Below are 13333 nucleotides of genomic sequence, written 5' to 3'. Positions count from 1 at the left end.
TTACCCTAGCCCGGATAGTCCCACTTTGTTTCCAACTTGATTGCCTATCAGGCAAGTCCTTTTGTCAATAGGGTTTGAGACGCGCTAACCCTGCGATTAATCCCTAAACAACATAATCATTAAAAGACTCTAGAAAGAGTCTTTTAATGATTATGTATTATCTTTAACTTCATTCTCAATAGTGACTGATAATGACTCTCATCGTCTCTTCAGCCATGCCTATAATCGCCTATAACCGGGTACTGACAAGGGAATAATATGAACGTACTGCCAACTTAGGATAGATGCCCTATTGGTGAAAATGGCTGGAATGCTTGTACAGCAAGAAGTGATGAGTTACTTAACAAGTTGCTTAACATCCTTGGGTATAAGGTAGGGTAAGAGAGAGAAGCTTAGAATTGAGCATTCAATGAGCATCAATTTTGGGCATCATTTTATACTAAAAATAGTGATTTTATTATTTAAAGTAGGATTTTTGAGCATCTATTGAGCATTTTTTAGAATAAAATGCCTGAAAGTATTAATTATGCGTATTTTATCGGTTCACTGCATAAATCCTGATTGTCAACGTCCTTATCCTCAGCCTTGGGGAAACAAATTTTGCAACAGCTGTGGCGCACCGCTAGAGTTGTTAGACCGCTATGTTCCACTTCAGCCCTTGGGATCGGGAGGATTTGCTCAAATCTACACAGTTTGGGATGAAAAAACTCAAACAGAGAAAGTATTGAAAGTATTGGTAGAAGATTCGCCCAAGGCACTGGAATTATTTACCCAAGAGGCGGCAGTTTTATCTAGCTTGCAACATTCGGGTGTTCCCACAGTCGATAACGATGGTTATTTTCAGGTACAACTGTTTAACCCCAAACCGCACCAATTGCCTTGTCTGGTAATGGAAAAAATCAATGGGCAAACTTTAGAGGAGATATTAAAAAAGTTTCCCCAAGGCTGTCCAGAGGATTTGGTTTTAAATTGGTTTGCCCAAGCTGTGCAGATTTTACAAGAATTACATAAACGTCAGATTCTTCATCGGGATATCAAACCTTCTAATTTAATGCTGGGTACATCTTCGCCATCTGTAACCCCGTCTCAAGGACAAACAGAGGGCGATCGCGTGGTATTAATTGATTTTGGCGGCGCGAAACAATTTAGTGCCTCTAAGCTGCGTTCTCAGTCTAGTTCCACGCGATTATTTTCTTCTGGCTACAGTCCACCAGAACAAGTGATTGGAGGTATTGTTGGGCCAAGTGCCGATTTTTATGCCCTTGGTCGAACGGTGATTGAACTACTAACAGGCAAATACCCGCTAGAGTTGGAAGATCAGCAAACGGGTAAATTGCGCTGGCGAACTGTGGTGAATGTCAACCCGCAACTAGCAGATTTGCTGGATGAGATGGTGCAGGAGGATGTGCGATCGCGTCCAGCAAATGCAGCTATAATTCAAAAACGTTTGGCGAAGATTTCTCAACCATTACCGCCAGCAGGGGTATTTGCTCAACTGCGAGACAAAGTTAAGCAAGCCTCAACACAAGCTTCCCAGAGACTTACACTGCTAACACAAGCTATTGAACAAGTTTTAGCTAACTTTAGCCAAGCTGTCACCAAAACCGTTATTTTTATCGCTCAGACAATTATCAAAATTTTCCGAGCTTGTTTGGCGACGATTTGGGCAATGATCCTGAGTAGTATCGGCGCTTGTTTTGGTGCGATCGCTGGTTTTATTTTGGCCTATCGCACCAGCTTGGGGCGTCAAGTTGTAGAATTTATTGGGAGTCAGCTCAACCAATTAGTGCCAAATACTCAACCCGTCTTTGGTGCAGATATTTTGGTGTTCGTCGCCGCAGGTTGGGGAACCGCATGGGGGCTGACAGTATCCGGGTGTTTTGGTCAACGGCGGCGGTTTTTAGTGGCTTCCCTGATGGGCATGATTAGCTATGGCTTCGGCTGGTTAATTTTGCAATTAATCACCCCAAAAGATAGCGGCGAGGGCTTAGTGGCAGTGATTTTAGTGGCAGTTTGCCTACTCACCTTGAGTTTAGGACTTCGCAGCCATCATCTAGTGTACGCGGTGTTCGCGGCCTTTGGCAGTGCGATCGCCTATGCAGTTTTGATTCTTTTGAAGTTAGTACCTCCGATCTTCCAATTTACTAGTCAACCAGCTTGGTTAGAGTTATACTTGCCTCTGACTTTTTTTGGCTCTGTAGGCTTCTTTACCAGCTTCTGGTTAGGAGTGAGTTATTACTTAATTGTCCCTGGACTGCGCCTTTTAGGATGGCGATGAACAAGGCAGGGGAGCAGAGGAGACAAGGGGAGATAAGGGGGACAAGGGGAAAAAGGGGAATTATTGAACAAGTCTCTCCCTTGTCGCCCCCGTCTTCCTTGTCTACCTTGTCTCTTCTCCATGCCCCATGCCCAATGCCCAATACCTAAAAACAAGATCCCCCTAGTCGGTATTTTTTATCGAGCTAGGGGGATCACATATTTGGTAGTCTATAATTGGTTCGGTATAGTTCCTTACGATTTGATTCTATAGCCTATATTTCCGTTTGAGTAGTCTTACCATTAGAATTTATGGTATTTTTACAGCTTCTTAATCAATGCTTCATCCCTGTACTTCCTTAGAGAAGCGGTATATGTAAGGATGACAGTACGTGATGTGCGTAACTTGTCATTTTTGTAAATATCAGTAAAAAATATGAAACTTAAGATTGTTGCTACCGTCGTCCTGTTAGCTTGTTTAGGGTTTGCAGAGCAGGCTCTTGCATTAAATCAGCTAGACTTGGATCAGTTGAAGGCAACAAGTGCCTGTCCTCGGTGTAATTTGAGTGGTGCTGACCTAACTAAGCTGAATCTAACCGGAGCAAATTTGCGAGGGGCTGACTTGAGCAGCGCTACATTATCTCAAGCTAATCTCACGAATGCCGATCTCACCGGTGCAAATTTAGAAGGTGCAGTTCTGAATTCGGCGAATCTCAGTGGTGCTTCTTTAACAGGAGCAAATTTAAAATCAGCATCCCTGGAAAATGCCGATCTGTCTTTTGCCGGCTTCATCAGTGCCAATTTAGAAGCAGCAAACTTAAAAGATGCCAAATTGCAATTTACTAATTTTCGGGGGGCTAACTACCGACTAACAACTTTAAATAATGGTGTTGTCACCTCCGACAAACCTTATGGTTGGTCGTTAGAGCGTCAAAATCCCAGAGAATGTAACGAGTACAAACCCGAAAATACTTTAGCCACAACCTGCTACTCAAAATAAACTGGGGCATTGGGCATGGGGCATAGAGAAGAGACAAGGAAGACGGGGGAGACAAGGGAGAGACTTGTTCAATAATTCCCCCTTGTCTCCCCCGCCCCTTTGCCCCTCTGCCTCTTTGCTTTTTCTCAACTATCCTTGTATGGCAAAGAGCATTTTGTTTGTTAACATTTCTTTATCATGGGAAAAAAGCCTATAGATTAATTAAATCGATGCTTACCCGTATTAAAGACTTAGCAGCAAAACTAGCGCCCCGCTTAATTGAAATTCGCCGCCACATCCACTCTCACCCAGAACTTAGTGGTCAGGAGTACCAAACAGCAGCCTTCGTAGCTGGTGTTTTGTCTTCCAGTGGGCTGCACGTACAAGAAGGAGTTGGTAAAACGGGCGTAATTGGAGAACTCCAAGGCACTAGCCAAAATGACCGTTTATTGGCAATTCGCACTGATATGGATGCCTTGCCAATTCAAGAGGGCACAAATTTAGAATATACCTCTCGTACAGATGGTATTATGCACGCTTGCGGTCACGATGTCCACACCACAGTGGGGTTAGGAACGGCAATGGTGCTGTCCCAAGTGGCACAGGAGTTGGGTGGGAAAGTGCGGTTTTTATTTCAGCCAGCGGAGGAAATTGCTCAAGGGGCAAGCTGGATGGTGAAAGATGGAGCGATGGAAAACGTCTCAGCTTTATTAGGGGTTCATGTTTTCCCTTCTATACCCGCAGGATCTATTGGCGTGCGTTACGGGGCTTTGACAGCTGCTGCTGATGATTTAGAGATTCTGATTATGGGAGAATCTGGACACGGGGCGCGTCCCCATGAGGCGATTGATGCGATTTGGATTGCTTGCCAAGTGATTACTGCACTGCAACAAGCCATCAGCCGGACGCAGAATCCTTTGCGTCCTCTAGTCTTGAGCATAGGGAAATTCAATGGTGGCAGAGCGCCGAATGTAATTGCCGATAAAGTGCAGTTATTGGGAACTGTGCGATCGCTCCATCCTGAAACTCGTGCCCATCTCCCAAACTGGATTGAAAACATTGTATCTAATGTTTGCCATACCTACGGGGCAAAATATCAAGTCAATTACCGCCAGGGTGTACCCAGCGTCCAAAATGATTATACCTTGACGCAATTGTTACAATCAGCGGCAGAAGAAGCTTGGAGTAGCGATCGCGTTCAAGTTTTACCCGAACCTTCCCTTGGATCTGAAGATTTTTCTATTTATTTGGAACACGTCCCTGGTTCTATGTTTCGCTTGGGTGTAGGCTACAAAGAAAGAATCATTAACCACCCATTACATCATCCCCAATTTGAAGTGGATGAATCTGCAATTATCACCGGCGTTGTAACTATGGCTTATGCCGCTTATAAATATTGTCAGCAAAATTTGTAAACAAAAACTCCCAGCGTTGATGTGCTGGGAGTTTTTGTTTAACTAACTTTTTTTAGCGGATATAGAAAGCTCAAAAGCATCCTACACATTGGATTCGCTAACTACGCCCAATTTCTCTTGAATTCGGGTCTTAGCGGCTTTGAATTCAGTAGCCAGTTGTTCAGTTTGCTCAGTGCTTAAGTTGTTGCGAATAGCAGCAAACATTGTGCTTTCTTCTTGACGAATATGGTCGCCAACAGCTTCCATAAGCTGTCTAACTTGATCTTTGAATTCAGATGAAGAAGGGCTAATAGCCTTAATTTGGTCTAACACCCGCTTCATTTCAGCTTGTTCATCAAACAGTTCTTGGGTGTTATCTTGACCGTAGAAAGGACGTACTGTTGGGTAGACAACTTCCTCTTCAGCTTCAGCGTGGGCAGTTAAATCCTTGTAAATTTGACCGAAGTACTCTTGGATCTTTTGTGGATCGTTGCTTTGTAGTAGTTCGGTGAATAGGGTATTTACCTTGTTGTGATCGAGGCGGATAACGTCTTGGATATTTAGATCCTTTTTGTCGCTGTTTTGGGTGACAGCGCTACCTACCACACCACTGACTGCGGCCACAGCGTCTTGAACCCGTGCCCAAATTCCTTGATCTGCATCTTGTCCAGTGAGTTCGCGGACACCCAGAACCTCCAGAATGCCTTTGAGTTGCTCTTGGTGAGCGCGGTTCTCAAAGTTAATGGTATTCAAAGGCCCGATCGCTAGCAAAACGTCAGCACCTACTTTTTGAGCAGCCTTGTGAACTATCAAGCCACTTGTTACTAGTTGATGTTTCAGCAGCTCATGCTGAGATACTTTTTCATAGAGGCTCAACTCAGAACCTTTGAACAATTCGCGAGCTTTTTCAATGAATTGTGTAACATTTTTTTTGGGTTCAGCTTGAATCCCATACTGACCAATTATGGTTTCTAAAACACCAAGATTTTTTTGATCGTCATTGATAAAATTTCGGATGCGATCGGCAATCTCGGCATCAAGCCCTTGCGTCAAAAGCGATTGTTCATTTTCGAGGACTAACTGTTGCAGTGCCTTAATACTTGCAAGTTTTACAGCAATAGCGTTGCGTTTCGTATCATCTAATGTAGCTACCATCCGTGTTCTCCTCGGCAAAGTGTTCGTAATTCTTACTGATATAACCTTGGCACAGAGATTAGGGAGATTCCCTCTTTCTTTTGAGCGATCGCTCTCACAACTCTGGGTAGATAAACAAAACTTTTCATTAGAGAAAAATTGAAGCGATCGTGTCAATTTATGATTGCAATTAAAGCAAGCAGTTTAGTATGACATTCAAATTTAATAGATTACCTATTTGAAAGCAATCTATATCTTTAGAATGAAAATTAACATCAAAAAAACTACTTCTTATTCAAGAGGGCAAAATCGTAACTAGTTCCACTAGAGCAAGACTCACAACGCTCAATTTTGACAAGCAAAGCTTCTCCTTGACGCTCACCGGAGGGCGAAAACTGAATCATTCCAGTTGCTCCAGATGTTGAAAAATTGGGATTAGACAGTACCCTTTGCAATCCTTCGCGGGTGCTGTCTTCTTTTAAGCCAGCAATAATTGCTTGGAGTGCATCATAAGCTCCCGCAGTTCTCTGATTTACTTCTGCATTCCAAAGCTGAAAGGCATTTTTTGCAAAGGGGTTATCTTTATTAGCATTACGATGCCAATACACAGGTAATACCATTCCTTCGAGATCCTTGCCATTTTGTAAAGTTGTAGCACTGTACATAGTTTCAGAAGCAAACAGTGGCTTTCTACCTTTAACCTCTTGTGCTACCTTGGTGGCAAAGTATATATTTCTGATTGAAGGCATTAGTAAAAAGCCACTTGCATTTTCTGTTTCTATGGCTTTATCCACAAAAGCTTTAGGGTCAAAATTCTTATCTGCTAAATTGCAAGGCGTACTAATAACGTTGCTGCCATATTTTTTGATAGCTTGAGTGTACTGTTCTACAAGTATCTGATTTGATGAAGAAATTGAATTATCTATTGAACTACGAACATCGCCACAAATAGCAACATTTCTTGCTTGTCGAGCAATGTAGCGAGAATGAGTATCTACTAAATTATCATATAACGGATTTACGTGAAATAAGTAGTTACTTGTGGAACTATTAGACTGACTATTTACTGTATTATTATTTAATTTTTCTGGATTTTCTGCTTGATTTGGTAGCTCGACGGGCAAGACTAAAACCAAACCTTTCTCTTTATATATTTCTACTTTACGTCTAACACCCACGGCAGCTACAAGGCTTTTATCTTGAACTAATTCATTATCTAGCCGTGCAGAATCTTCTCTATTATCAGCACTTGCAATTACAATTTGCAATTTTTTACCATTAATTCCTCCTTGGTTATTAACTTCATTTTGAGCTTGAGCTACACCACGTAAAATCTCTTCTGCTAAACTAGGATCAAAGTTAATTGGTGCGACGATCGCAACTTTTATAGCTTCGGAATTATCTCGGGCTATTTTGGCATTGTTTAAATAAATTAAAGTTTCTGGGTCATTGCGATTATTTTTCAAAGAATCAGTAAATTTTTTAACGGCAGTACTGAAATCTTTTTCGGCAAAAGCTTTAACTCCATCTGTTTTTTCCGGGGATGTTTGCACTTTCACTAAAATCCTTGTACCCAAATTCATTAGTGAAGGCTTATTTGTAAATGAAGATGAAGTTTGTGTCGGGTTTGATGATGTTGTTATGATAGTAGAAGAAACTTTGCTAATTAACCATAAAATAGCTGCTACCATTACCCCAGCCAGACCAAGAGAAATAAGCAGTCTCAAGTTTTCTTTTTTATCTGTCATGAATAATTACCAAGATTTTACAAAATTTATCTGAAAGAGATTTATGACAATTGAGCAAACCCAAAAATCTAAATATATTTAGAAATTATTTTGTTAATTATTTCAGAGACACCCACAATAATAACTGTCAAGAAACCTGCCAAAATAACTAGCAATTCTATAAGTAACAGTCCATTGAAACCAGCTTGGAAAAGATTATTAGTTAAGAGATTTCTGAAAATAAAGATGACGAGTAAATTGGTGATGATAGCAACAACAATTAAATAAGCTTTTTCCAGAAGCTGGCGAGATTGAAGAAAGACTAATCCTCCTAAAATTAGCAACCATAATCCAGAGCTAATCCAAGTAGTTCCGAGGAAACTTATAAGTGCGATCGCTAAAAATGAACTACCCGATCCAGCTATTATTGCTCCAGACAATAATCTACTGTTAGAGAATTGCGGTAGATATCGAGTTGATTTATGTTGATTTTGTGGTTGCGCTCTTGATGGCAGAGTAGGTGAAATAACTGTAGAAGCTAATGTATACCTTAGCGGTGGCAACTTATTCAAGTCTTGTAAGACAGCCTGTGCAGATTGATAACGCTGTTCGTGATTTTCGTGTAGTGACTTATTAAGAATCATCTCTAATTCTTGACTTATGGGTTGCGTTAAATGTTGCCGCCAGTTAAAAGTCCAACCATAGCCTTGTTTCATCCACAAACTCGAAGGAGAAATATTGGTCAGCAGTTGAAAGCAAGTTATTCCTAAACTATAAATATCACTAGACAGAAAAACTTTACCCGTTTGCATTTGCTCAATCGGTGCATAACCTAATGAACCAATAATTGTCCCTATCGTAGTGTTTGTAGGTTCCGTCTTTTGCTTTGCCACTCCAAAATCAATTAGTACTAATTTCCCATCATTTTGACGGCGAATAATATTTTCTGGTTTAATATCTCGGTGAATTACTTGCAGTTTATGTATGTCTACCAGCACAGATAATAAATCATTTAAAAAATCTCGAATTTTGGCTTCATCAAAAATTCCCTGTTGTTTTAATTCTTGCAACAGATTTTGCCCTTCGATAAACTGCTGCACTAAATACAGATATTCAGCTTCCTTAAAATATGCATACAAATTGGGAATTTGGACATGTTCTCCTAGTTCTTTGAGACGTTTGGCTTCTCGTTCAAACAACTCAGTCGCTTTTTTATGTGCCTGACTACCCTGACTGCCATAAAATTGACTTAGAACGAGCTGCTTAACAACACATCGTTCATTGAGCTTGTCTATATCCTCGGCGATATATGTGCGTGCAAAACCTCCTCTCCCTAATGGTGTGATGATTCGGTAACGATTTCTCAATAACGATACCAACTCTGTGCCACAACTGAGGCAGAAATTTGCCCCGTCAGGATTTTTGGGATTCTCGCAATTAGGATTTAGGCAGCAGACCATATAATTATCGCTGTCATTTTATTAGTTTTTAGAATATACCTTAAATTCCCTAGAGGCATTACATTGTAAAGTCTTTACATCGATAATAACGATCGCTTCTTGCTCTTCTAAACAATTGACCTAACTCTACATTGTGATAATTCCGTGTAAGTTGAATATTGTTGTAGAAATACCCACCCCATTCTAGTCAAAAAAAACCAGGCTTGGCGATCGCTGCCCTTCGATCCCAAACACGAAATAACTTGACTTTTAGTAGCCAGTAACTTCATCTCTATTGGTCAAAGATCGTACTTTTCACCAAAGCATTTCTAACTACAAATTCCTCTGTGCGAATCAACCGCAATTCTCAAAAGCAATACTGCCCTTCAGCTAACACCTCTTTGTCACAGAAGCTTTTGTTATCCCACCAACGCCGTAATTACCACACATCTCCATTGTGGGGTTTACAAAACTCCCCGCAATTGTGACGATTACGCTAGAATTATTAAAGGTTCTTTACAGAATTTGCCGATTATTCTCAATTCTGTTAAAACAGCCTAGCATTCAAATGTAAATCTTATAAACCCCCTCTAGAGTTCACCAAAAGCTTCTATGACGCTCCCAATTCGCAACGTCGCCATTATCGCCCACGTTGACCACGGCAAAACCACACTGGTTGACGCACTCCTCAAACAATCCGGCATTTTCCGCGAAGGCGAAGACGTTCCGGATTGCGTTATGGACTCCAACGCCCTAGAACGGGAACGGGGTATTACTATCCTGTCCAAAAATACGGCGGTTCGCTACAAAGAAACACTAATCAATATAGTTGATACTCCTGGACACGCTGATTTTGGTGGCGAAGTTGAACGGGTACTCGGCATGGTTGACGGATGTCTTCTGATTGTCGATGCCAATGAAGGCCCCATGCCCCAAACGCGCTTTGTTCTGAAAAAAGCTTTAGAAAAAGGGTTGCGCCCCATCGTTGTCATCAACAAAATCGATCGCGGTCAAGCTGACCCCCACGTTGCTGTTGATAAAGTCTTGGATCTGTTTTTGGAATTAGGGGCAGATGAAGATCAGTGTGATTTTCCTTATCTGTTTGCCTCTGGTATGGGAGGTTTTGCTAAGGAAAGTTTGGAAGCAGAATCAGTAGATATGCAACCCCTGTTTAACGCGATTCTGAAACACGTTCCACCACCAGTAGGCGACAGCAATAAGCCTCTGCAATTGCAAGTTACAACCCTAGATTATTCTGAATATCTAGGACGGATTGTGATTGGCAGAATTCACAACGGCACTATCCGGGCTGGACAGCAAGCGGCTTTAATTACAGAAAATGGCACAATTGTCAAGTCCAAAATCAGCAAGTTGATGGGCTTTGAAGGACTGAAGCGCGTAGACATGGAAGAAGCAACCGCAGGTTATATTGTGGCGGTGGCTGGTTTTGCTGATGCTTATATAGGGGAAACGATTACTGACCCCAACGAACCACAAGCTTTACCACTAATTAAAGTGGATGAACCAACCTTGCAAATGACCTTCTGGGTGAATGATTCGCCCTTTGCTGGTCAAGAAGGTAAGTTGGTGACATCAAGACAAGTGCGCGATCGCCTATTCCGCGAACTTGAAACCAACGTGGCTTTGCGCGTTGAAGAAACCGATTCTCCCGATAAATTCCTCGTTTCCGGTCGTGGAGAACTCCACCTGGGTATCTTAATTGAAACCATGCGCCGGGAAGGCTTCGAGTTCCAGGTATCTCAGCCACAGGTAATTTACCGCGAAGTCAACGGTCAACCTTGCGAACCTTACGAACTCTTGGTATTAGACATTCCTGTTGATGCTGTGGGTAGCTGTATTGAGCGCCTGGGACAACGCAAAGGCGAAATGCAAGATATGCAACCAAGTAGTGGCGATCGCACCCAGTTAGAGTTTGTCATTCCCGCCCGTGGTTTGATTGGTTTCCGGGGTGAATTCATGCGGATGACTCGTGGTGAAGGCATCATGAACCACAGCTTCTTAGATTACCGTCAACTTAGTGGCGACATTGAAGCCCGTAACAAAGGTGTTTTAATCTCCTTTGAAGAAGGCGTTTCTACCTTCTACGCCATGAGGAACGCCGAAGATAGAGGAGCATTTTTTATTGTTCCCGGTACAAGGGTTTACAGAGGTATGATTGTAGGCGAACACAATCGTCCGCAAGATTTGGAACTGAATATCTGTAAGACTAAGCAGTTGACCAACCACCGGGCTGCTGGTGGCGATGAATTAGTGCAACTGCAAGCACCAATAGACATGAGCCTAGAGCGTGCTTTGGAATACATTGGCCCCGATGAATTGGTGGAAGTTACACCCCAATCGATTCGTCTACGGAAGATGTCGAAGAAGCTGGCGAAACGGTAAGTAAGAATTCTTAATTGATTTAGAAAGCCCGCATGAACGGGCTTTTTATTTTGTAGTGATAGGAAAATGAATATCTTGATACCTGAGTGGGTAACATAACACTGTGTAATTCATTGTGTTCACTGTCTGGTGTGTATATATGTCGTGGAATTCTACTGTCTTTAGTATCTGTACTTCAGGCAATTCTTGGTTGTGGGCTGCTTGGAGTAGTATTGATGATGCGTATAATTTTCTAGAGAAGCCTGAAAAGCAGTTAGAGATTGATTGCTTGTTTTTTGCTGAAGCTCCTTCTAAAGAAAATGCAATAAAAACAGCTCGTAACCTATTGGGTACTCACATTAAACAAATAAGCAACGAATGGGCAGCAGAAGTCTGTAAAGAAATTCACAAGCAACCTCACATTAATGCTAATCAACCTGAAATAGTAACTAATGAGCTTCAGCTATGTTTAGATCAACTTCATTCATTAACTGGATTAAGTGCTGTGAAATCTACCGTTCAAGAGTTGGTAAATATTGCAAAAGTAGCTCAGATGCAAGCTCAAGCGGGTATAAAAGCTCCTTCAATCACTAGACACCTCGTATTCACGGGAAATCCCGGAACAGGCAAAACCACAGTAGCTAGGATTTTAGGCGAGATATACAAAAATCTTGGTGTTCTATCAAAAGGCCATTTTCTTGAAGTAGACCGGACTAATTTAGTTGCAGAATACTTGGGACAAACAGCACCCAAAACAGCAAAAGTAATTGAATCTGCTCTTGGTGGTGTACTTTTTATTGATGAAGCTTACTCCCTTGTTCCAGACAAACGCGGCGATATGTACGGACAAGAGGCAATCAATACTCTTTTAAAAATGATGGAAGACCACAGAGAGGATCTGGTGGTTATCGTTGCAGGATATAAGGGGGAAATGTCTCGATTTATTGAATCTAATCCTGGTTTAAAGTCCAGATTTGCAAGGTCGATTCACTTTGAAGACTATTGTCCGTCCGAGTTAACCGAGATTTTTAAAGTCAGGTGTGAACAGCACGGCTATCTAATCTCAGAGAAGACTTTGAAAGCAGTGCGTCTCTTAGTTAATCAATTTGAACATCAAATAGGAGAACTTGGAAATGGTAGATTTGTGAGAAATATCTTTGATCGTTGTATTGCTATTCAATGTAACCGTTTAGCAGCATTAGCCCAACCATCAAAAATAGACCTCAAAACCTTTCAATCTGCTGATGTTCCCACTCATGAGCAACTGGCGCAGTATCTTCTTTGAGAATGTCAGAGTATCTAGTACCACCTAGCTTCGTCATTAACTCATCGAATCTTTGTGGACATTTCGGTATCTTTCCGCAGCCTGTTAAACTCTGGAAGGAAAAGGCAAAGAGACTTGTAAATGGAATTTGAGTGGAATCCAGACAAAGCGACACTAAACCTTGAGAAGCATGGTGTTTCTTTTCAGGAAGCTGCAACTGTATTTAATGACCTGCTATCTGTAACTTTCCCTGATCCTGACCACTCCATTAGAGAAAGTCGCTACGTTATTATTGGCTTATCTAGGTTTGAACAACTCTTAATTGTTGCACATACTGATAAAGAGGAAAAGATACGAATCATCAGTGCCCGAAATGCTACTTGCCAAGAGAAGAGGTTTTATGAACAAGGAAGTTGAAAACGAAATGGAAGATGAATTACGTCCTGAGTACGACTTCGCTCAAATGAAAGGGGGGGTTAGAGGTAAATATGTTGAGCGATATCGTACAAAAACCAACTTAGTGCTTTTAGATCCCGATGTTGCCCAAGCTTTTCCCAACGATGAAGCGGTGAATGACGCATTGAGGTTGTTAATTCAGGTCGCTCAACGCCAGCAGACCAACACAACAACATAATCGAGATCATTTCGGCTCGTAAAGCCAAACGCAAGGAAAGTGAATATTGTGAAAGCTGAACTGTTGAAAAACCACTTGTTCCAACGGCTGACCTGCTTATGCTTCTAACCGAATTATGACAAAT

Annotated in this window: 10 protein-coding genes; 7 read left to right on the top strand and 3 right to left on the bottom strand. The window is 41.7% G+C overall.

The window, feature by feature from the left end; translation table 11 throughout:
- Positions 1-526 precede the first annotated feature (526 nt).
- The 3 genes from V7K41_RS07260 (at position 527) to V7K41_RS07250 (ending at position 4650) form a co-directional block, all read left to right on the top strand.
- Positions 527-2278, top strand: coding sequence for a serine/threonine protein kinase (locus tag V7K41_RS07260; protein WP_334846820.1), 1752 nt, complete (start codon positions 527-529; stop codon positions 2276-2278).
- Positions 2279-2692: 414 nt separating this feature from the next.
- Positions 2693-3256 (top strand): pentapeptide repeat-containing protein, encoded by a 564-nt coding sequence (locus V7K41_RS07255; RefSeq protein WP_334846818.1) that lies wholly within the window; start codon positions 2693-2695, stop codon positions 3254-3256.
- A gap of 209 nt (positions 3257-3465) precedes the next feature.
- Complete coding sequence (locus V7K41_RS07250; RefSeq protein ID WP_334846816.1) at positions 3466-4650, top strand: M20 family metallopeptidase; 1185 nt, start codon at positions 3466-3468, stop codon at positions 4648-4650.
- An 81-nt stretch (positions 4651-4731) separates the two neighbouring features.
- Here V7K41_RS07250 and V7K41_RS07245 read toward each other — a convergent pair whose 3' ends face one another.
- From V7K41_RS07245 to V7K41_RS07235, 3 genes are all read right to left on the bottom strand, one after another.
- Entirely contained in the window at positions 4732-5784 is a 1053-nt protein-coding gene (locus tag V7K41_RS07245; protein ID WP_334846814.1) for a hemerythrin domain-containing protein, read from the bottom strand.
- A 263-nt stretch (positions 5785-6047) separates the two neighbouring features.
- A complete protein-coding gene (locus V7K41_RS07240) occupies positions 6048-7511 on the bottom strand; it encodes an ABC transporter substrate-binding protein (protein ID WP_334846813.1) in 1464 nt (487 codons plus the stop codon).
- A gap of 68 nt (positions 7512-7579) precedes the next feature.
- Positions 7580-8950: a serine/threonine-protein kinase gene (locus V7K41_RS07235; RefSeq protein WP_334846812.1), complete on the bottom strand. Its 1371-nt coding sequence runs from the start codon at positions 8948-8950 to the stop codon at positions 7580-7582.
- Between the two features lie 591 nt (positions 8951-9541).
- On the opposite strand from V7K41_RS07235, the gene typA reads away from it, so the two are divergent.
- From typA to V7K41_RS07215, 4 genes are all read left to right on the top strand, one after another.
- Positions 9542-11332 (top strand): translational GTPase TypA, encoded by a 1791-nt coding sequence (typA, locus tag V7K41_RS07230; protein WP_334846810.1) that lies wholly within the window; start codon positions 9542-9544, stop codon positions 11330-11332.
- A 190-nt stretch (positions 11333-11522) separates the two neighbouring features.
- Positions 11523-12596: an AAA family ATPase gene (locus V7K41_RS07225; protein WP_334846808.1), complete on the top strand. Its 1074-nt coding sequence runs from the start codon at positions 11523-11525 to the stop codon at positions 12594-12596.
- A gap of 120 nt (positions 12597-12716) precedes the next feature.
- Positions 12717-12992: a BrnT family toxin gene (locus V7K41_RS07220; protein WP_334846806.1), complete on the top strand. Its 276-nt coding sequence runs from the start codon at positions 12717-12719 to the stop codon at positions 12990-12992.
- The gene (locus V7K41_RS07215) at positions 12976-13209 is read left to right on the top strand and encodes a hypothetical protein (protein ID WP_334846804.1); all 234 of its coding nucleotides are present in this window, start codon (positions 12976-12978) and stop codon (positions 13207-13209) included. The genes V7K41_RS07220 and V7K41_RS07215 overlap by 17 nt, the downstream gene beginning before the upstream one ends.
- The last annotated feature ends 124 nt before the right edge of the window (positions 13210-13333 follow it).

This window comes from Nostoc sp. (assembly GCF_036917415.1).
In the GTDB taxonomy this organism is placed as follows: Bacteria; Cyanobacteriota; Cyanobacteriia; order Cyanobacteriales; family Nostocaceae; genus Nostoc.
Note: the sequence above shows the minus strand (reverse complement) of the source record. Positions and strands in the feature narration are given on the sequence as shown.